This window comes from Methylobacterium sp. J-048 (genome assembly GCF_022829515.1).
GTDB lineage: Bacteria > Pseudomonadota > Alphaproteobacteria > Rhizobiales > Beijerinckiaceae > Methylobacterium.
Genome location: NZ_JAKSYL010000190.1, coordinates 1 through 25,301 on the forward strand (window position 1 = coordinate 1; position 25,301 = coordinate 25,301).

The following is a 25,301-nucleotide window of genomic DNA, read 5'->3' on the forward strand; positions in this document are numbered from 1 at the left end:
AACCGGTGGGGTCGGAAAGATTTTCTCAGCGATGCCTTCGTCTGCGCACTCGGTCCGCGGTGCGCCGAATCCATCCCCGGCGCATCCAGACTCATCCAGCAGAAACCGCGACTGCCCCCCACAGCCGAAGCGGTCTTGCCAAGATCAAGCAAGCCCTCAGTGAAGCAAAAAATCCCCCGATACGGCCCGTAGCTCGGCCGGCTTCAGGAGCTGGCAATGCATCACCTTCACGGAATGCACGGGGCCGTCGAGCTGCTCCTGCCAGAACGCCAGGAACTTCTTCAATTCGGGGAGATGGGGGAACAGGTCGAGCTGCTGCCAGACGAAGGTCTGGAGAAGATGCGGATAATCGGGAAGGTGATAGAAGATCTCTGCTGTCGTCAGGCTGTAGCCGTCGATCCAGGACGGACGCTTTTTCGCAGTTGCCATCACCCAACTCACTCAAGCCGGTTGACCGAGGCGTCAGGCTAACTCGGGCGGTTTGCCGCCTCAAGGAAACGGTTCGCCATATTCCCTCGTGTCGGCAGGTGCTTATGCCACTCCGGGCCCTCTCGGACGTGAAGGCTTGCCGGGGAAGGCCCGGTGAGCGCCGCCGTCAGCCGGCGCGGAGTTCCTCGACGATCTGCCGCTTGAGCCGGCCGAAGCGCGCGTCGGTCAGAAGCGCCTCGTAGTGGCGCGGCCGGCCGAACGGGACCGCGATCTCGCGGGCGACGCGCCCGGGCCGCCCGCTCAGGACCAGGATGCGGTCGGCCAGGAACAGCGCCTCCTCGATGTCGTGGGTGACGAACAGCACCGTCGCGCCAGTCGCCTCCCGGGCGATCAGCAATTGCTCCTGCATCGCGAGCCGCGTCTGGGCGTCCAGCGCCCCGAAGGGCTCGTCCATGAGTAGGATGCGTGGCTCCGAGATCCAGGCCCGGGCGATGGCCACGCGCTGGCGCATGCCGCCGGACAGCTCGTAGGGGGCGTGGTTCTCGAAGCCGTCGAGGCCCATCAGGGCGATCAGGCGGGCCGCCCGGGGGCGGTAGAGCGCGGCTGGCACGCCCGCGAGGCGGGGCGCGAAGGTGATGTTGTCGAACACCGACAGCCAGGGGAACAGAAGCGCCTCTTGGAACACGATGCCCCGGTCCGGGCCGGGCTCTCCGACCGGACCGCCCTCGACGACGATGCGCCCCTCGGTGGGCTGCTCGAAGCCGCAGAGCAGGTCCAGCACGCTGGACTTGCCGCAGTCGCTGGGTCCCAGCAGGCAGACGAACTCGCCCTCCCGAATGGCGAAGGAGAGATGCTCCAGGGCCGCGGTGACGCGCCCCGTCCGCCCGTCGACGAAGCGCTTCGCCACATCCTCCACGACGATCAGCGGCGCGGGGAGCGGCGCCCGGCGATCGGGCGCGATCAAGACCTGCAGGTTCACGGATCAGCTCCTGCCGGCCCAGGGCGTGGCCCAGCGCTGAAGCCCGACGAGGGCGAGATCGAGCCCGTAGCCGGTGGCGCCCAGAAGTACGATGCCGAGCATGACCACGTCGGTGCGCAGATAGGCGCCGGCGTTGACGACCATCCAGCCCAGGCCGGCCTCCGAAGCGATCATCTCGGCGGCGATCAGGGTGGTCCAGCCGATGCCGAAGGCGAGCCGGACGGTCACGAACAGGTCGGGCAGGATCGCCGGCAAGATCACGAACCGGAACATCGTGAATCCACGCGCACCGAGCGCGCGCGCCGCCCGCAATTGCTGCCGCCGGATCTGGCTCACGGCCGCCGCCGCCCCGACGACGATGGTCAGGACGGTGGACAGGTAGATCAGCAGGATCTTGGAGGTCTCGCCGATGCCGAACCAGAGCACCACCAGGGGGATCAGGGCGAGCTTCGGCAGCGGGCGCAGGAACTGGACGAACGGGTCGACCAGCGCACCGAGGACCGGTGCCATGCCCATGGCGATGCCGAGCGGGATGCCGATGACGATCGCGGCGCCGAAGCCGGCCAGCGATCGCGCGAGGCTGAGCAGCAGATGGTCCCGGAGGGGCGTCTGCCGGTAGCCGTCGCGCATCAGGTCCGCCGCCGTCGCGAGAATCTCCGAGGGCGGCGGTACGAGCAGCGTGTCGACCAGCGACAGGCGGGACGCCGCCTCCCAGACGAAGAGCATGAGCAGCACCGACGCCGCACCGAGCAGGGCACGGTGGAGGAGCGAGAGCCGGCTCACGCGGGGAAGGCGCGGTTGAGCAAGCCGTAGTTCACGAACGGCCCGAAGGAGGCCGGAATGCCGCCGCGCTTGATCTCGCCGGTCTCCGCCAGGAAGTCGGCGGTGTCCGAGAGCGCCTTGAGGAACGGCGCGCCGCTCGCCGTCGCCGTGCGGCCCCAGTATTTCGGGCTCAGCTGCTCCTGAAACGTCGGATAGGACAGGCCGGCCAGCGTGTCCCGCACGGCCTCGAAGGGCGCGCCGAAATCCTCGGCCAAGGTTCGGGCGACGCCCTCGGGATCCGCCCGGTAGCGATCGAACTGGGCCTGTACGGTCCGCAACCACGTGACCACGGTCTCAGGGAAGCGCTGCGCGAAGTCCGTCCGCACCACCGCCGAGTTCCAGAAGAAGAAGCCGTGCGGCTGAAGATCACCGGAGACGAGGAGCTGCCGTCCGCCCGAACCGAGCAGGTCGCCCCAGAACGGCCCGTTGATGTAGGTGCCGTCGATGTCGCCGCGTTTCCAGGCGGCGATCGTCTCCGGCTGGCCGAGGGGCAGGCGCTTGATCTTCGCGGGATCGAGGCGGTTGATCCGGATCACCGCCTCCAGCGCGAAGGCCATGGTGGAGGACGGCGCCACGGCGATGCGCTTGCCCTCCAGCTGCTTGATCTGCGTGATCTCAGGCCTGACCACGAGGCGTTCGCTGGTCGCCACCACCTCGGGCGAGCCGAGGATCTGGATCGGCAGCCCACGGGATAGGCCCGCCGCGATCGGCGTGCTGCCGAAGATCGCGAAGTCGAGCTTGCCGGCGGCGAGCAGCTGCAGGGCCGGACCGCCCGACGGAAACAGAATCCACTCGACCGGCGCGCCGAGCGCGGTCTCGAACGCGCGGTCATGCTTGCCGATCACCCAGGCCCGGGGGGCCGTCAGATAGCCGATCCGGACCACCGAAGGCCTCGTACCCTGCTGGGCGCCGCCGATGACCGGCAGGGCCACGGCCCCGAGCGCGCCCGCGCCGAACGCCAGCGCGCGGCGGCGGGACAGGGTCGTGAGATCGCGTGTCATCGGGGCGTGCCTTGGAGAGTGACTTGGAGAACGCTCTGGGGGACGTGTCTTGGATGCGCAGGCACACCTGCCCACCCAGTTGCCGTCAGCAATCCCGGGCCCGCGATCGGGCGAGCCCGATGAAAGCGACCCTACTGCGGAAGACAACGCGAAAAAGCATCGGCGATATTCTCGCCTCAACGCGTCCAAGGTCAACAGAATGTGTGCTTTAAATCAAGCGGCCAAGCTGGAAATCCCTGCCCCGACGGGATCTGTATTTGGCATGCTCTTCTCCCGGCGTCGCGTTACGCTTCGGGCGCGGATCGGTACCGCAGTTGCGCGGTCGAGTCCCGACGGGAACGCGACCGCCGGCTGGTCTTACCGACTTTGATCGCATCAACGCGATCCTACAACTTAAGAGCACGGCGATCGTCCGATCGATCATCGTCGCCCACGCGAAGAAAATGGCCGGCGCAGCCAAAAGCCGGGAACGTGATAATCTGCGCCCTTCCATCCACAGAGGTGCCGGTTTTGCCAACGGATCGTATCGTCCTGACCGAGAACATCGCGTCCACGGCCCGTCAGGTCTTCGCGCAGGCGGGCCTCGACGATGTCCAGCTGCTGACGCACGCCATCACGCTGCCCGACGCGCAGCGCCTCGCCGACACCAACGTGCTCGGAATCCGCTCGCGCACCCAGATCACCCCGGCGCTTCTCGACGCGCTGCCCAACCTGACCGCGATCGGCTGCTTCAGCGTCGGCACCAACCAGGTCGATCTCGAGAGCGCCCGGATCCGTGGCCTGCCGGTCTTCAACGCACCGTTCTCGAACACGCGCAGCGTCGCCGAACTGACGATCGGCGAGATCGTCATGCTGCTCCGGCGCATCCTGCCCCGCTCGGCCTCCGCCCACGCGGGCGGCTGGGACAAGTCGGCTTCGGGATCCTTCGAGGTCCGCGGCAAGACGCTCGGGATCGTCGGCTACGGCAATATCGGCTCGCAGCTATCCAACCTCGCCGAGGCGATGGGCATGCGGGTCATCTTCCACGACCTGACCGACAAGCTGCGGCACGGGAACACCGAGCCCGTGGAGAGCCTGGACAGCCTGCTCGCCGCCAGCGACGTCGTCAGCCTGCACGTCCCCGAGACGCCCGCGACCCACGGGCTGATGAGCGCGGACCGCATCCGGTCGATGAAGCCCGGCGCCTACCTGATCAACAATAGCCGCGGGACGGTGGTGGATCTGGAGGCCCTGGCGCAGGCGTTGCGGGACGGGCGGCTGGGCGGCGCAGCGATCGACGTCTTCCCGGTCGAGCCGAAATCCAACGCGGAGCGCTTCGTCTCGCCGCTTCAGGGCCTCCCGAACGTCATCCTCACCCCGCATGTCGGCGGGTCCACCGAGGAGGCGCAGGACCGGATCGGCGCGGAAGTCGCCCGCAAGCTGGTCGATTACGCGCAGACCGGCTCCACCCTCGGCGCCGTCAACTTCCCGCAGGTGCAGCTGCCGCCGCGCCTCTCCGGGGCGCGCTTCCTCCACGTGCACCGGAACGTGCCGGGCGTCCTGGGCAAGATCAACGCGATCTTCTCGAGCCGCGCGCTCAACATCGATGCGCAGTACCTGCAGACCGACGGGGAATTCGGCTACGTCGTCGTGGATGCGTCGGTGCAGCTGCCGGAGGCGGCCGCGGTTCTCCAGGCGCTTCGGAGCATCGACGGCACGGTGCGCGCGCGGCACCTCGCGCAGCGGGCCGGGTAAGCAGCGCGGGCGAAAACCCGTCTTTCCGCGACCGCGGCGCATATTCGGCGGCGCGCTGAAGCTTTGCTTTCCTGAATTCAAAATTTCTGGCAGCGTGTGAGGCCTCGAACGCGGGCGGAGCCGGTCTCCGCCGCCGTCCGGGACCGGGATCGTTCGTCGCGCAGCGCCGGGGCCGTCCGCGGCCGGCGCCGCGCGACGTCCAAGGGAGACCGTCACATGCCGCTGCCATCGTCGGGGCCACGCTCGACCCTGACCTCCCTCGCCGTCATCGCGGCGGTCTGCGCCGGCGCGACCGGCGCATTCGCCTACACCGCGGGCTGGCTCTCGCCCGGCCGCCTGACACCGACGAAGCTCGTCGACGCGCTCGCGCCGCCGACGGGGCCGGTTCCCGGGTATCGGCGCAACCACGCCAAGGGCATCTGCTTCACCGGCATGTTCGAGGCCAACGGCAACGGGACCGCGCTGTCTCGGGCCCGGGCGTTCGAGACCGGGCGCCATCCGACCCTGGGGCGGTTCAACCTCGGCACCCCCAATCCCGACGCGCCGGACGCCACCGTCCGGGTGCGGGGCCTGGGGCTGCAGATCGCGACGGAGGACGGTGCGGTGTGGCGCGCCGCCATGATCAACGCGCCGGTCTTCCCGGTCTCCAACCCGGAGGCCTTCTATGCCCTGCTGCGGGTGCCCGCGAGCCAGGAGCCGAACGCGATGGCGGCCTTCGTCGCCGCGCATCCGGAATTCGCCCCGTTCGGCGCCTGGGCCAAGAGCCCCGACTGGACCGCGAGCTACGCGCAGGAGCCCTACAACAGCCTCGACGCCTTCCTGTTCATCAACGCGTCGGGCGCCGAGCAGGCCGTGCGCTGGTCGTTCCGTCCGCAGGCGCAGGCCGAGCGGATCGCGCCCGAGGACCTCGCCAAGCGCGGCGAGGCCTATCTGGAGCGGGAGATCACCGAGCGGGTCGCGGCCGCGCCGCAGCGCTGGAGCCTGATCCTCACCGTCGCCGAGCCCGGCGACCCGACCGCGGATCCGAGCCGCGCCTGGCCGGAGGGACGGCGCAGCGTCGAGGCCGGCACCCTGGTGGTCGAGCGCATCGAGCCCGAGGCGGACGGCCCGTGCCGCGACATCAACTTCGATCCGACGATCCTGCCGGACGGCATCCGGGTCTCCGACGACCCGTTCCCGGCGGCGCGCTCGGCGGCCTACGCGCGATCCTACGATCTGCGCACCGCCGAGGCGAAGGATTATCCCGAGCGCACGTCGGAGGCGAGGCGATGACGACCGAACAGAAGCGCTTCACAGGCGGCCAAAGGCTCCTGCACTGGTCGATGGCCGTGTGCATCATCGCGATGTTCTTCATCGGGGTCGGCATGGTCTCGACGATCATGCCGACATACGTGCCGCTGCTGGCGACCCATAAGACCCTGGGTGTGGCGATCTTCGTCCTCGCCCTCGTCCGCCTGGCGGTGCGGGCCCGGAGCGGGGCGCCGCCCCTGCCGGCGGACCTGCCGGCCCCGATGAAGCTCGCCGCGCACCTGTCCCATTACGGGCTCTACGGGCTGATGTTCGCCCTGCCGCTGCTCGGATGGGCGATGCTGTCGGCCGGCGTCTACCCGGTCGTGCTCTACGGCGACATCCGGCTGCCCGCGATCCTACCGCAGAACGCCGCGCTCCATACGCTGCTCTGGAACGCGCATTCCTACCTCGCCTTCGCGTTCTTCGCCCTGGTGCTGACCCATGTCGCGGCGGCGCTGTTCCACGCGCTGGTTCGCCGGGACGGCGTCTTCGAGGCGATGGCCCCCGTCGGATCGCGGACCGGCGCGTCCCCCCGGTGAGCCGGCGTCCGGCGGTCGGGACGAGGCTCTAGGCATCACCCCGAAAGGTGGTTGCCGGCTTTCGGAAAAAGGCGATGCAAAACCAAAGGCCTAGCGCAGCACGCCCTCCGCCAGGGCGCGCTGGATGCCGTGCACGTCGGTCCCCTTCTTCAGGGTGCGCTCGATCGGCTGAGGCGTGCCCGAGACCCAGATCTTGAGCTCGGCGTCGAGGTCGAAGGTGCCGGCCGTCTCCACCGAGAAGCGGACCACCGCCCGGTAGGGAATCGAGGTGAATTCGACCTTGCTGCCGGTGACGCCCTGCACGTCGATCAGGATGATCCGCCGCTCCGTGAACACGAACACGTCGCGGATGATCTTGAAGGCCAGGCGCGCCGTCTCGCCGTCGATCAGGATGCCCGCGAGCCGCCGCTCGAGGGATGCGGCGTCGACCTCGCTGCCGTGGCCCAGCAATCCGTCGAGGAGTCCCATGCCCACCGCTCGCCGTCGCCCGCTTCGGGCGGCAGCATGCCGGCCGGGCTCCGCTTCGGCAACAGGACGCGCGCTTTCAGCTCTGGCCCGCCGCCCCAGCCGCGCGGGCTCACGCGCCGTTGCGGAAGGCCGAGGGCGTCATGCCGACCGCGCGGGCGAAGAACCGTGAGAAATAGGCCGGATCCTGGAAGCCCAGCGCGTAGGCGATCTCGGAGACTGGCAGCGTCGAGTAGCGCAGGCCGCGCTTGGCTTCGAGGACGATCCGGTCGGCGATGAGCTGGCCGGGCGTGGTCTCGGCGACCGCCCGGCAGGCCGCGCGCAGCCGGCCCGGCGTGGTGCCGAGCCGGTCGCAATAGGTTTTGAGGTCGATGCCGGTCCGGAAGCTGGTCTCGACCTCCCTGCGAAAGTGGGCGACGATCCGCGTCTGGGCGGCGAGCTGCGTCGGCGCGCCTGCGCCGGCTTCGTCCATCAGCTGCGCCATCTCGACGAGAAGCAGCGTCAGACGGGCGGCCACGGCCGCGCTCCGGGCCGGGGCCGGCCGGGATTGCTCGGCCCAGAGCGCCTCGATCGCGGCGTCGAGACGGCTCGGCAGCGACAGCGCGAGGCGTCGCACCGAGCCGAACACGCCCGACAGGGTCTGCTCCTCGCGCGTCAGCGCCTGCAGGAACGTATCCGAGACGGACACGACCCGGCCTTCGCTGATCGTCTCGTAGACGAGGCCGTGCACGACGCCGGCCGGGATGATCAGCGCACAGGGCGCCGCGAACGCGGTCGCCTCCCCCTCGGCGGTCACGGTTCCATGCCCGTGCCGGATCAAGAAGATTTGGTGCAGGTCGGCATGGGCGTGCGGCGTGATCCGCCAGGCCGCCGGCCGGCTGCGATCGTCCAGGTCTTCGACGTGCAGGAAGCGGTCGTCGATCGCCCGGGGCGGCTCGCCGTAGAGGAGATAGTGCGGGACGAGGGGTCTCGGCATCGGCGGGGCGCGACTGGAATCGGTAAAAAAGTACAAGGGAATCGCGCGCATCTCCATCCACACGGCCCGCCCGCCCCGGCAAGATGCCTCCGGAGACCGATCCGCCAGAGATCGGCCCGAATCGGGAGGAAACATGCGAACGCAGGTGGCGATCGTCGGCGCCGGGCCGGCGGGCCTCGTCCTCGCGCATCTGTTGCGCGCGACGGGCATCGAGAGCGTCGTGATCGAGCGCCGGACGCGGGATTACGTCGAGGGTCGTGTCCGAGCCGGGGTGCTGGAACAGGGCACCGTCGCGGTGCTCGCCCGACTCGGCCTCGACCGGCGGCTTCGCGCCGAGGGCCTGGTGCATACCGGCACGAACCTCGCCATGGATGGGGAGACCGTTCGCATCGCCATGGCCGACCTCACCGGCAGCGCCGTCACGATCTACGGCCAGCAGGAGGTGATGCGCGATCTGTTCGACGCGGCCGAGACGCACGGGATGCCGATCGTCTTCGAGGCGGAGGATGTACGGCTGCACGACATCGACAGCGCGTCCCCGTCCGTCAGCTACCGGACCGCCGCCGGTCCAAAACATCTCGCCTGCGATTTCGTCGCCGGCTGCGACGGCTCCCATGGGACTTGCCGGCAGGCCATCCCCGAGGCCGTCCGAAAAACTTTCGAGCGGGTCTATCCGTTCGGCTGGCTCGGCATCCTGGCCGAGGTGCCGCCGGCGGCGCACGAGCTGATCTATGCCAGCCATGCCAACGGCTTCGCGTTGTCGAGCATGCGCTCGCCCACGCGCAGCCGCTACTACATCCAGTGCGGGATCGACGAACGGGTCGAGGACTGGCCGGACGATCGCTTCTGGGACGAGCTGTGCCTACGCCTCGGGCCCGAGACCGCCGCAGGCGTCGTGCGCGGGTCGGCCTTCGAGAAGAGCATCGCGCCGCTGCGCAGCTTCGTCGGCGAGCCGATGCGGCATGGCCGCCTGTTCCTGGCGGGCGACGCCGCCCATAGCGTGCCGCCCACCGGCGCGAAGGGCATCAACCTCGCGGTGTCGGACGTGCTCATGCTGGCCGAGGCCCTGGAGGATTTCTACGCCCGGCATGACCAATCCGGCCTCGACGGCTACTCGGCGCGGGCGCTGGCCCGGGTCTGGAAGGCCGAGCGCTTCTCCTGGTGGTTCACTGGGCTGACCCACCGCTTCCCCGAGGCGACCGGCTTCGACCGCCGCATGCAGGTGGCCGAGTTCGCCTATCTGCGGACCTCGCGCGCGGCACAGACGGCGTTTGCCGAGAACTATATCGGCCTGCCGCTCGATCCGAGCACGGGGCGGCTCTCGCCGGAGGCGCGCCGATGATCCGCGATGCGTCACCGGCCATTGACGTGCCGGCCCTGATCGACGCGAGCCCGGTCTCGGGCCTGCAACGCCTGACCTTCGGCCTGTGCTTCCTGATCGTGCTGCTCGACGGGTTCGACACCGCCGCGATCGGCTACGTCGCGCCCTCGCTGATGGCCGAGTGGGGCGTACCGCGCGGGGCGCTGGCGCCGGTGCTCAGCGCCGCCCTGATCGGCCTCGCGCTGGGCGCGCTCTCGGCCGGCCCCGTCGCCGACCGCTACGGCCGCAAGGCCGTCCTGGTCGCCGCCGTCGCGGAGCTCGGGGTCGCCTGCCTCGCCTCCGCCTTCGCGGCCGACATCACATGGCTGTGCATCCTGCGGTTCCTGACCGGCCTCGGCCTCGGGGCGGCGATGCCGAACGCCGTGACGCTGACCAGCGAATACGTCCCGGCCCGCCGCCGGGCGCTCCTGATCAACCTGATGTTCTCCGGCTTCCCGCTCGGGGCGGCGTTCGGCGGTTTTCTCGCCGCCTGGATGATCCCGGCCTTCGGCTGGCGCAGCGTCCTGATCCTGGGCGGCGTCGCGCCCCTGCTGCTGGCCCTGCTGCTCGGGACGCTCCTGCCGGAATCGATCCGCCACCTCGTGGCCCACGGGGCGCCGGCGGAGCGCGTCGCGGCGATCCTGCGGCGGGTCGTGCCCGGCGTCGCGGCTGCCGGCCGCTACACGCTGGGCGAGGCGACACCCGGTGGGGCCGCCCCGGACGGGCCGGGCGGCCTGCGCCTCGTCCTGTCGCCGGCCTACGGCCTCGGCTCGGTGATGCTGTGGATCACTTATTTCTGCGGCCTCACGATCTTCTACGCCCTGGTCAACTGGATGCCGATCCTGTTCCGCGAGACCGGCCTCGATCCGCGCTCGGCGGCGTTGATCGCGGCCCTGTTTCCGCTGGGCGGCGTCGGCGCCGTCCTGCTGGGCGCGCTGATGGACCGGCTCGACGCCGACATCGTGGTCGCGACGACCTTCGCGCTGACCGCGGTGGCGGTCGCGCTGATCGGGCAGGCGGTCGGGCATCTCGCCCTGCTGATCCCGGCGGTGCTGGTCGCCGGCACCCTGATGAACATGGCGCAATCCTCGCTCCCCGCCCTCGCGGCGGCCTTCTACCCGACGCGGGGACGGGCCACCGGCGTGGCCTGGATGCTGGGGCTCGGTCGCTTCGGCGGCATCGCCGGCTCCTTCCTCGTCGGGGGCTTATCCGATTGGAGCCTGAGCGCGACCTTCGCGGTCGTGGCGATCCCGGCCGTGCTCGCCACCCTGGCCATCGTCGTCAAGCGCCTCGCCGGCGGTCGCCCAAGCCCAGTGCCCACCGCGCCGGCCGAAGCGCTCGGCCACTGACCTACCCGCCCCTCGTCGCCACCCGCCGGACAGGAGGATCCTCATGCCGGATGCCAGACCCTACAGAGCCGAGGATCCGGGCCAGCCGCCCTCGCTGTTCCCGCCCTATCGCTCGACGGCGTTGCGCAGCCCGCGCGAGCCGCTGGTGCGCGTGCCGCAGACGCTCACCGAGATCACCGGGCCGGCCGGAACCTGGGAGGCGCTGATGGGGCCAGCGCTCGCCGACCTCACCCGCCACGCGCGCGGACCGGGCGAGGCGGTCGGGCAGCGGATCATCGTCTCCGGCCGGGTGCTCGACGAGGATGCCCGGCCGGTGCCCGACACCATCGTGGAGATCTGGCAGGCCAACGCCGCCGGGCGCTACATCCACCGCAACGACCAGTGGAACGCCCCCCTCGATCCGAACTTCACCGGCACGGGCCGCGTGGTCACGGACGCGCAGGGCCGCTACCGCTTCACGACGATCCGGCCCGGCGCCTATCCGTGGGGCAACCATCGCAACGCCTGGCGGCCGGCCCATATCCACCTGTCGCTGCTCGGCCCCGCCTTCGCGACCCGTCTGGTGACCCAGCTCTACTTCCCCGACGACCCGCTGATCGAGATCGATCCGATCGCCAACGCCGTGCCGTTGCCCTACCGCAACCGGCTGGTGGCACGGTTCGACTTCGACTCGACCGAGCCGAACCACGCCCTCGGCTACGTCTTCGACATCGTCCTGCGCGGGCGCGACGCGACGCCCTGGGAGCCCTGAGATGACCGACGATTCCATCGGCCTGCCCCGCAACCCCGACCCGCGGCCCGACAACCAGGATCCGGCCCTGTTCGGCCAGACGCCCTGGCAGACGGTCGGCCCGTTCTTCCATTACGGTCTGCCCTGGAAGGGCGGCGCCGACCTCGTCGGCGGCAGCGACAGCGGCGCGCGCACCGACCTGTTCCCGGAGGAGCACAACCTCCTCCATCTTGCGCCGCCGCGCGGGCCGGTACGGGGGGAGATCATCGCGCTCGTCGGCACGGTGCGCGACGGCGAAGGCCGCCCGGTCCCCGACGCGATGATCGAGATCTGGGGCGCCAACGCCGCCGGGCGCTACCACGGGGCGGCCGACGACCGCGCGGACGTGGCGCTCGACCCGGGGTTCATCGGCTTCGGCCGGGCGGCGGTGAGCGCCGAGGGCAGCTTCCGCTTCCTCACGGTCAAGCCGGGCCCCGTGCCGATCCAGGTCGGCGGCAACCGCTGGCAGGCCCCGCACATCGCCGTCGGCGTGTTCGGGCGCGGCCTGCTCAAGCGGCTGGTCACGCGCGTCTACTTCGCCGATGCCGACGCGAATGAAGAGGATCCGATCCTCGCGTGCGTTCCCGAGGCGCGTCGGCAGACCCTGGTCGCGCCCCGCATCAGTGAGGATCCACCGACCTACCGGTTCGATATCGTTCTAAGCGGAGACGGCGAGACCGTGTTCTTCGACCTATGACCTTCTCCGCCCTCGATTCCGGCCTGCTCGGGCCGCTCTTCGCCACCGAGGCGATGCGCGCCGTGTTCTCCGACGCGGCGCGCCTCGGGGCCATGCTGCGGGCCGAGGCGGCCCTGGCGCGGGCCGAAGCGGATGTCGGCTTGGTGCCAGCCGCGCTCGCCGACGCCCTCGACGCGCTCACGCCCGCGGCGCTCGACCTGGAGGCCCTCGGCGCCGGTACCGCGCTCGCGGGCGTGCCGGTGATCCCGTTCGTGTCGGCGGTGCGCAAGCTTCTGCCGGCGGATCTGGAGGCGGGCTTCCACAAAGGCGCCACGACCCAGGACATCGCCGACACCGCCCTGGTCCTGCAGATGCGCGACGGCCTCGACCTGATCGCGGCCGAGAGCGCCGCTGTGCTCGCCGGCCTGCGGCGGATCGCGGAGGCGCATCGTGCGACGCCCTGCGCCGGGCGCACCTACGGCCAGCACGCGGCGCCGATCAGCTTCGGCTACAAGGCGGCGACCTGGGCGCTCGGCCTCGCCGAAGTCTCTTCGCACCTGCCGGAGCTGCGCACGCGCCTGCTGACCGCCTCGCTCGGCGGCCCGGTCGGCACGCTGGCGGGTCTCGGTGTGCAGGCGGAGACGGTGGCTCTGTCCTACGCCGGGCATCTCGGCCTCGCCCCGGAAACCGTGGCCTGGCACAGCCGCCGCGCTCGCATCGCCGAGGCCGGCGCCTGGCTGGCACGGCTGCTCGGCAGCCTGGCGAAATTCGCTGGCGACGTCGCCCACCTCGCCTCGACCGAGGTTGGCGAGGTATCCGAGCCGCACGTGCCGGGCCGGGGCGGTTCCTCGGCGATGCCACACAAGCGCAATCCGGTCTCGGCCACCGTGATCCTCGCCGCCTTCGGTGCCGCCAAAGGCCATGCGGCCACGCTGCTCGACGCGATGGCGAGCGCCCACGAGCGCGCCGCCGGCCCCTGGCACGCCGAGTGGCACGCCCTGCCGCAGCTCTTCGGCCTCGCCTCCGGCGCGCTGCGCGAGGCGCGCAGTCTCGCCGAAGGCTTGGTGATCGCGCCGGAGCGCATGGCCGCCAATCTCGACCTCACCCGCGGCCTGCTCTTCGCCGACGCGGCCGCCGCGGCCTGCGCCCGGACCCTCGGCGCCGGGGCGGCCCACGCCCTGGTGGAGCGCGCGGCCGGAGAGGTCCGCGACACCGGCCGGGACCTGCGCAGCGTCCTGGCCGGGATGCCGGAGACGCGTGACGTCGATTTCGACCGCGCCTTCGACATCGACCGTCCGGTCGCGGCCGCCGCCGCGGCGACCGACCGGGCGCTGGCGCAGCTCGACCGGCTCGCCTCCCGCCTCACTCCTTCGACCCCGGAGCCGACATGCCCCTGATCCCCGTCAACGGCCTCGACATCGCCTACGACCTCACCGGCCCGAGCGGCGCGCCGGTCGTCGCCTTCTCGAACTCGCTCGGCACGACCCGGGCGATGTGGGACGGCGTGGCCGCCGCCCTGCGCGGGCGCTACCGGGTGCTGCGCTACGACACGCGCGGCCACGGCGCCTCGGCCACCCGCGATGCGCCGGCCGAGATCGCCGACCTGGCCGGAGACTTATCGGGCCTGCTCGACGGGCTCGGCATCGGCCGGGCCCACTTCGTCGGGCTCTCGCTCGGCGGCATGACGGTGCAGGCCCTGGCCGCCGCGGCGCCGGACCGGGTCTTGAGCCTGACCCTGATGGCGACCGCCGCCTACATGCCGAGCGAGGCGAGCTGGAACGAGCGGGCCGCCACGGTGCGGGCGCAGGGCACGGCGGCGATCGTCGACGCGACGCTCGGGCGCTGGTTCACGCCGGGTTTCGCCGAGCGGGCGCCGACGGTGGTGGGCCCGATCCGGGAGGCGTTCGCGGCCTGCGACCGGGCCGGCTACGCGGTCGCCTGCGGGGCGATCGGGCGGATGGACCTGCGGCCGGTGCTCGGCCGGATCACGGCGCCGACGCTGGTGATCGCCGGGCGGGACGACCCGGCGACGCCGCCCACGATGGCCGAGGAGATCTGCACGGGCATCCCCCAGGCGGAGCTGGTCCTGATCCCGCGGGCCGCGCACCTCTTGGCGGTCGAGCACCCGGAAGCGGCCGCGGCCCATCTGCTGGGCTTCCTCGACCGCCATCGCGGAGCGGCGGCTTCGACCGGCGCAGTGGCGTTCGAGACCGGCCTCGCCAACCGCAAGACCGTCCTCGGCGAGGCCCATGTCGAGCGCTCGCTCGCCAACGCGGGCGCCTTTGCCGGGCCGTGGCAGGATTTCATCACCCGGACCGCGTGGGGCGAGGTCTGGGGCGACCCGCGCCTGCCGTGGAAGACGCGCTCGCTCGTGACCCTCGCGCTGATGGTGGCCCTGGGGCACGAGGAGGAGTTCAAGCTCCATATCCGCCCCGCGCTCGCCAACGGCGTCGATCCGGAGGAATTGCAGGCGCTGCTCCTCCAGATCGCGATCTACGCCGGCGTCCCGGCCGCCAACGGGGCGTTCCGCTGGGTGCGGGACACGCTGGGGGCCGATGCGTCTGTGGTCCCGACGAGCTGAGAGGCCTGGCCAAGGTGCGCGGCTTTCCGCTGCGCCGGGGATCAATTTGGCTGCGCTGACGCGCCCTGCGCCGAACACGCAGGTCGCCTCGCAAGGCGGCGACCCATCTCATCCGAACGCCGTGTCAGCTTCGGAACCGGCCCGTCCTCCGGCTCCGCTCAGGCCGCGTCCGGCATGCGTTCGAGGAACTTGTCCAGGGTGAGCGGATAGTCCCGCACGCGGATACCGGTGGCGTTGTAGACCGCGTTCGCCACCGCCGCGCCGACGCCGCAGATCCCGAGTTCGCCCACGCCCTTGGCCTTCATCGGCGACGACATCGGGTCGACCTCGTCGAGGAAGATCACCTCCTGGTGCGGGATGTCGGCATGGACCGGCACCTCGTAGCCGGCGAGGTCGTGGTTGGCGAAGAAGCCGCGCTTCGTGTCGACGGCAAGCTCCTCCATCAAGGCCGCGCCGGTGCCCATGGTCATGCCGCCGATGACCTGGCTGCGGGCCGATTTCGGGTTGAGGATCCGCCCGGCCGCACAGACCGCCAGCATCCGCCGCACCCGGATCTCGGCCGTATCCGCATCGACCCCGACCTCGACGAAGTGGGCGCCGAAGGTCGATTGCTGCTGCTTCTTGGAGAGGTCGCCGAACTCGATGGTGTCCTCGGCGGACAGGGCGCCCTGGGCGGCGGCCTCGCCGAGGGGCACGGCCCGGTTGCCGGCGCGCACCTCCCCGTCGGCGAACACCGCGTCCGCCGAGTTGATGCCGAGTCTCTGCGCCACCGCCTCCCGGAGCTTCACGCAGGCGGCGTAGACGCCGGCCGTCGACGAGTTGGCCCCGAACTGCCCGCCCGACCCCGAGGAGACCGGGAAGTCCGAGTCGCCCAGCCGCACCACGATCTTGTCGAGGGGCAGGCCCATCATCTCGGCCGCGGTCTGGGCGATGATGGTGTAGCTGCCGGTGCCGATGTCGGTCATGTCGGTCTCGACCGTCACCGTGCCGGCGCCGTCCAGGCGCACCCGCGCGCCGGATTTCAGGACCATGTTGTTGCGGAAGGCGGCGGCCATCCCGGTGCCGACGAGCCACTGGCCGTCCCGGACCTGGCCGGGCCTCGGGTTGCGCTTGGCCCAGCCGAACCTGTCCGCGCCGAGCCTGAGGCACCCGACGAGGTCGCGGCGGGAGAACGGGCGCTCCGGCGCCTGCGGATCGACCTGGGTGTCGTTGCGGATCCGGAACGCGACCGGGTCGAGACCCAGCTTCTCCGCCATCTCGTCCATGGCGACTTCGAGCACCATCAGGCCGGGCGCCTCCCCGGGCGCGCGCATCGCATTGCCCTCGGGCAGGTCGAGATGGGCGAGCTTCATCGCGGTCAGGCGATTGGCGCCGGCATACAGGAGCTTGGTCTGGCTCACCGCCGTCTCCGGATCGCCGTCGGGGAGGTTCCCGGAGGTGCTCTCGTGCGCGATGGCCGTGATCGTGCCGTCCCTGGTCGCGCCGATGCGCACGCGCTGGATGGTGGCGGGCCGGTGCGTGGTGTTGTTGGCGATCAGCGGGCGGGTCAGCGCCACCTTCACCGGACGCCCGGCCGCCTTGGCGCCGAGGGCGGCGAGCACCGCATCGGCCCGCACGAACAGCTTGCCGCCGAAACCGCCGCCCACGTAGGGCGAATCGATCCGGACGTTCTCCTTGGGGATCCCCAGGATCTTGGCGACGCTGCCGTGGCCCCAGGCGATCATCTGGTTCGAGGTCCAGAGTGTGAGCTTGTCGCCGTCCCAGGCCGCCACGGTGGCGTGGGGCTCCATCATCGCGTGGCTCTCGTCGGCGGTGCTGTAGGTCTCGTCGAGGGTGACCGGCGCCTGCGCGAAGGCGCCCTCGAAATCGCCGACCCGCTCCTCGCCGTCGCCGCCGCTGCCCTCGCCGCTGTCGCTCGGGACCGGCGGCGCGCCCTTCGCCTCGGCCGCGAGGTCGAACTTGCCGGCCTCGGCGGCGTAGTCGACCTCGACCAGGAAGGCGGCCGCCCGCGCCTGCTCGAAGGTCTCGGCCACCACCACCGCGATGGCCTGATGGTAGTGCTGGATCACGTCGCCGCCGAACAGGTAGGCGGTGTTCATCATGCCGCGCTCGAGCCGCGGGGTCTCCAGGGTGGTCACGACGGCCAGCACGCCGGGCGCCCGCTTCGCGTCCTCGACATGGATCGCCCGGACGCGGCCCTTGCTGATGCCGGCGCCGAGCACGTAGCCGTAGGCTTGGTTCGGCACGACGTCGTGACGCTCGTAGGCGTAGGGCGCGGTGCCGGTGGTCTTGTACTTGCCGTCGATCCGGTCGGTCGGCTTGCCCACGACCTTGAGCTGGTCGATCGGGTTCTGGCCGGCGGGGGTGTCGAACTTCATGGCTCAGGCCCTCGCTTGGTTGAGCGCCGCACCGAGCGTCCGCTCGGCGAGCTTCAGCTTGTAGGCATTCTCGTGGGTGGGCTTGGCCCCGGCGAAGACCGTGTCGGTCACCGCCTTGGCGCCGCGCGGCAGATCGGCCTCGGCCGCCTCGACCCGCCAGGGTTTGTGCGCCACCCCGCCGAAGGCCACGTGCCCGGTTCCGTCCTTGCCGAGGATGGCCGCCACCGAGACCAGGGCGTAGGCGTAGGAGGCCCGGTCCCGGACCTTGCGGTAGATATGCGTGCCGGCCACCGGCCTGGGCAGCGTCACCGCGGTGATGAGCTCGCCGGTCTTGAGCGTCGTGTCGATCTCGGGCTCGTCGCCGGGCAGGCGGTGGAACTCCGCGATTGGGATCTTGCGCGCGGTGCCCTGGGCGTCGACGGTCTCGACGGTGGCGTCGAGGACGCGCATCGCCACGGCCATGTCGCCCGGATGTGTGGCGATGCAGGCGTCGCTGCCGCCGATGACCGCGAGTTGCCGGCTGACCCCGTCGAGGGCCGAGCAGCCGGTGCCGGGCTGGCGCTTGTTGCAGGCCTGGGCGGTGTCGTAGAAATACGGGCAGCGGGTCCGCTGAAGCAGGTTGCCGGCCGTCGTCGCCTTGTTGCGCAGCTGGCCCGAGGCGCCCGCGAGCAGGGCCCGCGACAGCACCCCGTAATCCTTGCGCACCCGCGCGTCGGCGGCGAGGTCGGTGTTGCGCACCAGCGCACCGATGCGCAGGCCGCCCTCCGGCGTCGCCTCGATCCGGTCGAGACCGAGCCCGTTCACGTCGACGAGGTGGGCCGGGGTCTCGATCTGCAGCTTCATCAGGTCGAGGAGATTGGTCCCGCCGGCGATAAACTTGGCCTCCGGCGTGCGGGTGACCGCGGCGGCGGCCTCGGCGGGCGTGCTCGGACGCTCGTAGGTGAAGGACCTCATGCCTGCCTCCCGGCGACCTCGGTCATCGCCTCGACGATGTTGGAATAGGCACCGCAGCGGCAGATGTTGCCGCTCATGCGCTCACGGATCTCGGCCTCGCTCACCACGGTCGGCGCGTTCAGGTCGGCGGTGACGTGGCTGGGGATGCCGGCCTTGATCTCGGCCAGGACGGCGACGCCCGAGCAGATCTGGCCCGGCGTGCAGTAGCCGCACTGGTAGCCGTCATGCTTGACGAAGGCCGCCTGCATCGGATGCAGGTTGTCCGGCTGCCCAAGTCCCTCGATGGTGGTGATCTCGGACCCCTGATGCATCACGGCAAGCGTCAGGCAGGCGTTGATGCGCCGGCCATCGACGATCATCGTGCAGGCGCCGCACTGCCCGTGGTCGCAGCCCTTCTTCGAGCCGGTCAGGTGCAGGTGCTCGCGCGCCGCGTCGAGCAGGCTGGTGCGGATGTCGAGTTCGAGCTCGCGCCGTTGCCCGTTCACCGTCAATCCAACCTTGGCCATCACCGGCTTGTCGGCTGCGGCGGACCCGGCACGGGCGCCGGACGGAAGCGTGGTCAGGGCGGCGGCGGTCGCGCCGGCGACCATGTCACGTCGACTCATAGCTAAGTCTCCAGGTCGTCCCATCATGGTCTCCGAGCCTGTTGCGGGAGATGGCGGGCCGGGGACCATCCATCGATAGCGGAATGCCCGAGGCAACACGAGCAGCTTGGATACGATCCAATGTACCGCGCGAACGCCCGGGGATGAGTGGGTCAAATCGGCATGGGGCCATGAGCGCCGCTCATGAACGCCGCGGGTTCGCCGCATCGGGCTCACCTGGCTCGGCGGGCGCGCCCGCCGTTAGCCATGGCAGTGCCGCTGGGTGCCGTCGGCTTGGCAGATCTCGCCGAGGACGCGACGGTGCCGTCCATCGAGGCCGCCGGGCCGGCGTCACGATTCGATCGGGATCTCCAGGGCGATGGTCCGGACCGAAACCAGGGATGGATTGGAATTGTCACGGCGCCACGCGAGCAAAAGCTCCGGCCGGGCGGTTGCGGGGAGCGAGATCGGCCGCAATCGGATATCCGCCATGCTGTTCCCGCGGGTGCTCGCCGGAACCAGGGCGATCCCGATGCCGGCTCCGACCAGGGCCAACATGGCGTGGACCTGGTTCACCCGCTGCACGATCCGCGGCGCGACGCCACCGGTCTCGAACAGGGTGTCGAGCAGGTCGATGAAGTATCGGCCGCCCTTGGGCGACCAGGTCACGAACGCCTCGCCGTCGAGATCCTGAAGCGTCGGGACCTGGCCTGTCGCCAGGCGGTGGTCGCGCGGCACCGCGAGCAGGAGCCGCTCGCTAACCAGCGGTGCCGTCGCGATCGACGATTTGGGATCCTGAAGGATCGGGGCCGGCCGCAGGATCGCGAGATCGGTGCGGTTCTCCTCCAACGCCAGGATCTGCTCGTCGGAGACTATTTCCGCCAGCACGAGATCGACCTCGGGCAGCCGCGCACGCACATGGGCCACGACACGGGGCAGCGTGCGATAGGCCGAGGCCGCAGTGAAGCTGAGACGAATCACGCCGCTTTCGCCCCGCGCGGCGCGTTGCGTGATGCGCGCGGCGCTCTCGGCCGCCGCCAGGACCCGGTAGGCTTCCGCCAGGAACGTGCGTCCGGCCGGGGTCAGCCGGACCGCCCGGGTGGTGCGGTCGAGCAGCGTCACGCCGAGCGTCTGCTCCAGCATCTGGATCTGCCGCGACAGCGGCGACTGGGTCAGGTTGAGCTTCGCCGCAGCCCGACCGAAATGCATTTCCTCGGCGACGGCTATGAAGCTGCGGGCATGGCCGAGATCGAACATTGATGCAGGATCCGGGATAATCCAGCTATAATGAGCGTTGGACGCATTTAAACCGCCGATCTACCCATGATGCAACGCTGAATAGCGCAGATCAGGGAGTGAAACGGATGTCGAGGATGACCGCGGCCGAGATGGCCCAGGCGCTGGGATCGGGCCTGCTTTCCTTCCCGGTCACCCATTTCCGCGACGACCTCGGCTTCGACGAGACCGCCTACCGGGACAATCTCAGTCGCTTCGCCGACTACAAGGTCTCGGGCCTGTTCGCCGCCGGCGGCACCGGCGAGTTCTTCTCGCTGACGCCGTCCGAGATCGATCGCGTCCTGCGCGCGGCCGTCGAGGAGACCCGCGGCCGCGTGCCGGTCATCGCCCCGGCCGGCCAGGGCACCGCCCTCGCGGTCGAGCTCGCCCAGGCGGCCGAGGCGGCCGGCGCGGACGGCCTCCTGCTGCTGCCGCCCTATCTGGTCGGCTCCGAGCAAGCGGGCCTCGCCGCCCATGTCGAGGCGGTCTGCCGCGCCACCGCTCTCGGCGTCATCGTCTACAACCGGGCCAACGCCCAGCTCAACGAGCACACCCTGGCGGGCCTGTGCGAGCGCTGCCCGAACCTCGTCGGCTTCAAGGACGGCGTCGGCGACGTCGAGCTGATGACGCGGATCTATGCCGGCCTCGGCGACCGCCTCACCTATGTCGGCGGCCTGCCGACCGCCGAGACCTTCGCGCTGCCGTATCTGGAGATGGGCGTCACCACCTACTCCTCGGCGATCTTCAACTTCCTGCCCGAATGGGCGCTGTCCTTCTACGAGGCCGTGCGCCGGCGCGACCGCGACGCGGTCTACCGGGAGCTGCGCGACTTCGTCCTGCCCTACATCGCGATCCGCAACCGCAAGCGCGGCTACGCGGTCTCGATCGTCAAGGCGGGCATGACCGCCGTCGGCCGCCACGCCGGTCCGGTCCGGCCGCCGCTCACCGAACTCGACGCCGCGGAACTCGCCGAGCTGAAGGCGCTGATCGGCGATCGCCGCTAGCGCCTACGCACCCTCGCCAAGACCGGAGCTGCCGAACCAACGGCGGCCCGACCCGACGCCCGGGCGCAATCGGGCGGCATCCATCCTGGGAGAACGTCCATGACTGCCCTCACGAGCGGCACGGCGAGCACCATGCTCGACGCTGCCGATGCGGCGCGCCGTACCCGCGTCCGCCTGCTCATCGTGGTGATGCTGTTTGCCGCCACCACGATCAATTACGCCGACCGCGCCACCATCTCGATCGCCGGCCCCGACATGGCCAAGGAGCTCGGCCTGACGCCCGTGCAGATGGGCTACGTCTTCTCGGCCTTCGCGTGGTCTTACGTCCTCGCCCAGATCCCCGGGGGCTGGCTCCTCGACCGCTACAGCATCAAATGGGTCTACGCGACGGCGGTCGCCCTCTGGTCCGGCTTCACCCTCATCCAGGGGGCCGTGGGCTTCTTCACCGGCCTCACCGCCGTCGTCATGCTGTTCGCCCTGCGCCTCGCGGTCGGCCTCACCGAGGCCCCGGTCTTCCCGGCCAATGCCCGGATCGTGGCGGCGTGGTTCCCCACCCGCGAACGCGGCATGGCCTCGGCGTTCTTCAACTCGGCGCAGTACTTCGCAACGGTGCTGTTCACACCGCTGATGGCCTGGATCGTCCACAATTTCGGCTGGCATCATGTCTTCACCAGCATGGGCCTGCTCGGCATCGCCTTCGCGATCATCTGGCTGCGGGTGGTCGACAGCCCGAAGAGCCACCCGTCGATGAATCAGGCGGAGCGGGACTACATCGAGGCCGGCGGCGCGCTGCTCGACATGGACGGGCAGGGCACCACGACCCAGGGCAATGCCGGCAAGACGTTGCGCGAACTCTTGGCCAACCGGATGCTGCTCGGCATCTATATCGGCCAGTACTGCATCACCGTGCTGACCTACTTTTTCCTGACCTGGTTCCCGGTCTACCTCGTCAAGGAGCGCGGCCTGTCGATCCTGCAGGCCGGATTCGCGGCGGTGCTGCCGGCGCTCTGCGGCTTCATCGGCGGCATCCTCGGGGGCGTGATCTCCGACATGCTGCTGCGGCGCGGCTTCTCGCTGACCGCGGCCCGGAAGATCCCGATCGTGGGCGGCATGCTGCTCTCGATGAGCATCATCGGCTGCAACTACGTCCAGACGGATGCGGTCGTCGTCGGATTGATGGCGCTGGCCTTCTTCGGAAAGGGCATCGGCGCGCTGGGCTGGGCGGTCGTCGCCGACACCTCGCCGCGGGAGAGCGGTGGCCTCTCGGGCGGCCTGTTCAACACCTTCGGCAACACCGCCGGCATCACCACGCCGATCGTGATCGGCTACATCGTCCAGAGCACGGGATCGTTCAACGGCGCCCTGGTCTTCGTCGGCCTGAACGCCCTGGTGGCCTGTTTCTGCTACCTTGTGGTTGTCGGCGAGATCCGCCGCGTCGAGCTCAAAGCGAGCTGACCTCCGAGACCGGATCGATCTCAGAACGGTCCGATCCCGCTCCGACATGGCCGCGCGCGCTCGGCGGAGACCGGCCGCGCGGCTCAACCACCCCATGCATCGAGGAGGAACGCCATGCTGAACGACCAGGGCCACGCCGCGCGCAATACGCCGACGGTGACCGAGATGAAGGTCGTGCCGGTCGCCGGCCACGACAGCATGCTCCTCAATCTCTCGGGCGCGCACGGCCCGTTCTTCACACGCAACCTCGTGGTCCTCACCGACTCGACCGGCGCCACCGGCCTCGGGGAGGTCCCCGGCGGCGAGGCCATCCGTAAGACGCTGGAGGATGCCCGGGACCTCGTGATCGGCAGGCCGCTCGGGGCCTGGAACGCGGTCCTCAACGCCATGCGGATGCGCTTCGCCGACCGCGACACGGGCGGGCGCGGCCTGCAGACCTTCGACCTGCGCATCACCATCCACGCGGTGACGGCCGTGGAGACGGCGTTCCTCGATCTGCTCGGCCAGTTCCTCGGGGTGCCGGTGGCCGCCCTCCTGGGCGAGGGCCAGCAGCGCGACGCCGTCGAGATGCTGGGCTACCTGTTCTACGTGGGCGACCGCACGCGCACGGACCTCGCCTATCGGGCGCCGGAGGCCCGCGACGGCTGGTTCCGCCTGCGCGACGAGGAGGCGCTGACGCCGGAGGCCGTGGCCCGGCTCGCGGAGGCGGCCTATGCGCAATACGGCTTCAACGACTTCAAGCTGAAGGGCGGCGTGCTGCGCGGCGAGGACGAGATCGCCGCCGTCACCGCCATCCACGAGCGCTTCCCGAAGGCGCGCGTGACCCTCGATCCGAACGGCGCCTGGTCCCTCGACGAGGCGATCCGGCTCTGCAAGGGCCAGGGCCACGTTCTGGCCTACGCCGAGGATCCCTGCGGGGCCGAAGGCGGGTTCTCCGGACGCGAGATCATGGCGGAGTTCCGCCGCGCCACCGGCCTGCCCACGGCCACCAACATGATCGCCACCGACTGGCGGCAGATGAACCACGCCATCCAGCTCGGCGCCGTCGACATCCCGCTGGCCGACCCGCATTTCTGGACGCTCGCCGGCTCGGTCCGGGTGGCCCAGCTCTGCCGCGATCACGGCCTGACCTGGGGCTCGCATTCGAACAATCACTTCGATGTGTCGCTCGCCATGTTCACCCACGCGGCCGCGGCGGCCCCGGGCAACGTGACGGCGATCGACACCCACTGGATCTGGCAGGACGGCGAGGCCCTGACCCGGGAGCCGCTCGCGATCCGCGGCGGCCTGGTGCAGGTGCCGGAGCGGCCGGGACTCGGGATCGAGCTCGACTGGTCGGGCGTCGAGCGGGCGCACGCCCTCTACCGCGATCACGGCCTCGGTGCCCGCGACGACGCGGCGGCGATGCAGTTCCTGATCCCAGGCTGGACCTTCGATCCGAAGAAGCCCTGCCTCGTCCGCTGAGGGCGCCGTGATGTCGTCGCGCGCGCACGACATCGACCCCGCTCGTGCCGCGCCTCGGCCCCGATCAGGTCTCCCCGAGTCGGTGCCCGCGCCGAACCACCGACGAAGGCCGCCGACGATGCGGTGACCCGGTGGTTCAACGATCCTGGTCGGCCGGCATGCTCGATTTCCTTCCCGGTCCGACCGGACAGCCCTCCGCGTTCCGGGATCGGCGCGGATCGGCGGGCGTCATCTCGGCGTGCGGTCGGCGACGACCAGGACCTTGCGCCAGATGCCCAGGACGTCGAGCCGCGGAGCCTGACCGTCCGCGGCGATCGAGACCGTCGCGGTGCGACCGGAGACCAGCCGGGTCTGGTCGGGGACGCCGTCGAGCTTGATCCGCACCGGGATGCGCTGCGCCAGCCGCACCCAGGCGAAGGTCGGGTTGACGTTGGCGAGCAGGTTCGCGCCGGCGGTGCGCTCCCGGTCCTCGATGCCGCCCGCGAAGCTCTCGACATGGCCGGTGATGACCCCGGCATCGCCCATCAGGCGGATGCTGGCCCGGTCGCCGACATGGATGCGCGGCAGCTTGGTCTCCTCGAAATAGCCCTCGACCCGGAGCGTGTCGCTGTCCACCAGCGCCATCACGCCCCTGCCGGTGTTGACGTAGCTGCCCGGCCGCAGCTCCATGTTGGTGATGCGGCCGTTGACCGAGGCCTTCACGGCGGAGCGGTCGAGGTTGAGCCTGGCCACGTCCCGGTCGGCCACAGCCTGGTCGTAGGCGGCCTTCGCCGACAGGTCCGTCGCCCGGGCGAGCTCGACCTTCTGCTGCGAGACGGCGGCGTCGCTGAGCCTCGAATAGCGGACGTAGTCGGCGGCCGCCTGCTCGGCGCTGGCGTGTCTGCCCTCGACCATGGCCTCGGCCTGGCGCAGGGCCAGGGTGAAGCGCTCGGGGTCGATCCGGAACAGCACGTCGCCGCGCTTCACCACCTGGTTGTCCTCGACCAGGACCTCGGTGACCAGGCCCGAAACGTCGGGCGCCACGGCGACCACGTCGGCGCGCACGCGCCCGTCGCGGGTCCAGGGGGCCTCCATGTAGTAGTCCCACAGGGCGAGCCCGACGACGATCGCGGCCGCCACCATGGCGAGGGTGACGATCAGGCGGAGCGAGAGGGCGAGCAGCCGGGTCATGGGAGGAGCCGTACGGTCGGGGACAGGAGCGGAGTGCGGGGGGGCGG

The 25,301-nt window shown here is 70.6% G+C and carries 23 protein-coding genes; 12 read left to right on the forward strand and 11 right to left on the reverse strand.

All coding sequences use genetic code 11. The features are described from left to right. Window positions 1–156 precede the first annotated feature (156 nt). The 4 genes from MKL09_RS19345 to MKL09_RS19360 all read right to left on the reverse strand — a co-directional run bounded on the left by MKL09_RS19345 (window position 157) and on the right by MKL09_RS19360 (window position 3,231). Window positions 157–429, reverse strand: a complete 273-nt coding sequence (locus tag MKL09_RS19345; RefSeq protein ID WP_244022803.1) for an usg protein — start codon at window positions 427–429, stop codon at window positions 157–159. A 166-nt stretch (window positions 430–595) separates the two neighbouring features. Then, window positions 596–1,408 (reverse strand): ABC transporter ATP-binding protein, encoded by an 813-nt coding sequence (locus MKL09_RS19350; RefSeq protein WP_244022805.1) that lies wholly within the window; start codon window positions 1,406–1,408, stop codon window positions 596–598. A 3-nt stretch (window positions 1,409–1,411) separates the two neighbouring features. Next, entirely contained in the window at window positions 1,412–2,191 is a 780-nt protein-coding gene (locus tag MKL09_RS19355; RefSeq protein ID WP_244022807.1) for an ABC transporter permease, read from the reverse strand. After that, entirely contained in the window at window positions 2,188–3,231 is a 1,044-nt protein-coding gene (locus MKL09_RS19360; RefSeq protein ID WP_244022809.1) for an ABC transporter substrate-binding protein, read from the reverse strand. The genes MKL09_RS19355 and MKL09_RS19360 overlap by 4 nt, the downstream gene beginning before the upstream one ends. A gap of 510 nt (window positions 3,232–3,741) precedes the next feature. Between MKL09_RS19360 and serA the strand changes: the two genes are divergently transcribed. The 3 genes from serA (at window position 3,742) to MKL09_RS19375 (ending at window position 6,794) form a co-directional block, all read left to right on the forward strand. Then, on the forward strand, window positions 3,742–4,965 hold the full coding sequence (gene serA / locus MKL09_RS19365) for a phosphoglycerate dehydrogenase (RefSeq protein ID WP_244022811.1): 1,224 nt from the start codon (window positions 3,742–3,744) through the stop codon (window positions 4,963–4,965). Window positions 4,966–5,181: 216 nt separating this feature from the next. After that, window positions 5,182–6,237, forward strand: a complete 1,056-nt coding sequence (locus MKL09_RS19370) for a catalase family peroxidase (RefSeq protein ID WP_244022813.1) — start codon at window positions 5,182–5,184, stop codon at window positions 6,235–6,237. Then, window positions 6,234–6,794: a cytochrome b gene (locus MKL09_RS19375; protein ID WP_244022815.1), complete on the forward strand. Its 561-nt coding sequence runs from the start codon at window positions 6,234–6,236 to the stop codon at window positions 6,792–6,794. The genes MKL09_RS19370 and MKL09_RS19375 overlap by 4 nt, the downstream gene beginning before the upstream one ends. Window positions 6,795–6,884: 90 nt before the next feature. Here the strand turns inward: MKL09_RS19375 and MKL09_RS19380 are convergent, their stop codons facing one another. Next, complete coding sequence (locus MKL09_RS19380) at window positions 6,885–7,262, reverse strand: PH domain-containing protein (RefSeq protein WP_244022817.1); 378 nt, start codon at window positions 7,260–7,262, stop codon at window positions 6,885–6,887. Window positions 7,263–7,371: 109 nt separating this feature from the next. After that, window positions 7,372–8,235, reverse strand: a complete 864-nt coding sequence (locus tag MKL09_RS19385; protein WP_244022819.1) for a helix-turn-helix domain-containing protein — start codon at window positions 8,233–8,235, stop codon at window positions 7,372–7,374. Between the two features lie 133 nt (window positions 8,236–8,368). Here MKL09_RS19385 and pobA point away from each other — a divergent pair, with 133 nt between their 5' ends. Genes pobA through pcaD form a run of 6 tightly spaced genes read left to right on the forward strand, consistent with a single transcriptional unit; the run spans window position 8,369 to window position 14,970 of the window. Continuing rightward, complete coding sequence (gene pobA, locus MKL09_RS19390) at window positions 8,369–9,577, forward strand: 4-hydroxybenzoate 3-monooxygenase (protein ID WP_244022821.1); 1,209 nt, start codon at window positions 8,369–8,371, stop codon at window positions 9,575–9,577. Then, complete coding sequence (locus tag MKL09_RS19395; RefSeq protein ID WP_244022824.1) at window positions 9,574–10,944, forward strand: MFS transporter; 1,371 nt, start codon at window positions 9,574–9,576, stop codon at window positions 10,942–10,944. The genes pobA and MKL09_RS19395 overlap by 4 nt, the downstream gene beginning before the upstream one ends. Before the next feature lie 43 nt (window positions 10,945–10,987). Beyond that, a complete protein-coding gene (gene pcaH, locus MKL09_RS19400; protein WP_244022826.1) occupies window positions 10,988–11,695 on the forward strand; it encodes a protocatechuate 3,4-dioxygenase subunit beta in 708 nt (235 codons plus the stop codon). Between the two features lies 1 nt (window position 11,696). Further along, window positions 11,697–12,410: a protocatechuate 3,4-dioxygenase subunit alpha gene (pcaG, locus tag MKL09_RS19405; protein WP_244022828.1), complete on the forward strand. Its 714-nt coding sequence runs from the start codon at window positions 11,697–11,699 to the stop codon at window positions 12,408–12,410. Next, window positions 12,407–13,786: a lyase family protein gene (locus tag MKL09_RS19410; protein WP_244022830.1), complete on the forward strand. Its 1,380-nt coding sequence runs from the start codon at window positions 12,407–12,409 to the stop codon at window positions 13,784–13,786. Before pcaG ends, MKL09_RS19410 begins: the two co-directional genes overlap by 4 nt. After that, entirely contained in the window at window positions 13,777–14,970 is a 1,194-nt protein-coding gene (gene pcaD / locus MKL09_RS19415) for a 3-oxoadipate enol-lactonase (protein WP_244022832.1), read from the forward strand. The genes MKL09_RS19410 and pcaD overlap by 10 nt, the downstream gene beginning before the upstream one ends. A gap of 158 nt (window positions 14,971–15,128) precedes the next feature. On the opposite strand, the gene paoC is transcribed toward pcaD, so the two are convergent. The 4 genes from paoC to MKL09_RS19435 all read right to left on the reverse strand — a co-directional run bounded on the left by paoC (window position 15,129) and on the right by MKL09_RS19435 (window position 20,143). Further along, complete coding sequence (gene paoC / locus MKL09_RS19420; protein WP_244022834.1) at window positions 15,129–17,348, reverse strand: aldehyde oxidoreductase molybdenum-binding subunit PaoC; 2,220 nt, start codon at window positions 17,346–17,348, stop codon at window positions 15,129–15,131. Between the two features lie 3 nt (window positions 17,349–17,351). After that, on the reverse strand, window positions 17,352–18,302 hold the full coding sequence (locus MKL09_RS19425) for an FAD binding domain-containing protein (protein ID WP_244022836.1): 951 nt from the start codon (window positions 18,300–18,302) through the stop codon (window positions 17,352–17,354). After that, window positions 18,299–18,931 carry an aldehyde dehydrogenase iron-sulfur subunit PaoA gene (gene paoA / locus MKL09_RS19430; RefSeq protein ID WP_244022838.1) on the reverse strand — a complete coding sequence of 211 codons (633 nt, stop codon included), beginning with the start codon at window positions 18,929–18,931 and terminating at the stop codon, window positions 18,299–18,301. Before paoA ends, MKL09_RS19425 begins: the two co-directional genes overlap by 4 nt. A 306-nt stretch (window positions 18,932–19,237) precedes the next feature. Next, window positions 19,238–20,143 carry a LysR family transcriptional regulator gene (locus MKL09_RS19435; protein ID WP_244022840.1) on the reverse strand — a complete coding sequence of 302 codons (906 nt, stop codon included), beginning with the start codon at window positions 20,141–20,143 and terminating at the stop codon, window positions 19,238–19,240. A gap of 107 nt (window positions 20,144–20,250) precedes the next feature. Between MKL09_RS19435 and kdgD the strand changes: the two genes are divergently transcribed. The 3 genes from kdgD to gudD all read left to right on the forward strand — a co-directional run bounded on the left by kdgD (window position 20,251) and on the right by gudD (window position 24,084). After that, window positions 20,251–21,165, forward strand: coding sequence for a 5-dehydro-4-deoxyglucarate dehydratase (kdgD, locus tag MKL09_RS19440; protein WP_244022842.1), 915 nt, complete (start codon window positions 20,251–20,253; stop codon window positions 21,163–21,165). Between the two features lie 99 nt (window positions 21,166–21,264). Further along, entirely contained in the window at window positions 21,265–22,620 is a 1,356-nt protein-coding gene (locus MKL09_RS19445; RefSeq protein ID WP_279605992.1) for an MFS transporter, read from the forward strand. Window positions 22,621–22,734: 114 nt separating this feature from the next. Next, on the forward strand, window positions 22,735–24,084 hold the full coding sequence (gene gudD, locus MKL09_RS19450) for a glucarate dehydratase (protein ID WP_244022844.1): 1,350 nt from the start codon (window positions 22,735–22,737) through the stop codon (window positions 24,082–24,084). Between the two features lie 228 nt (window positions 24,085–24,312). Here gudD and MKL09_RS19455 read toward each other — a convergent pair whose 3' ends face one another. Further along, complete coding sequence (locus MKL09_RS19455; RefSeq protein WP_244022846.1) at window positions 24,313–25,254, reverse strand: HlyD family secretion protein; 942 nt, start codon at window positions 25,252–25,254, stop codon at window positions 24,313–24,315. Window positions 25,255–25,301: the final 47 nt, after the last annotated feature.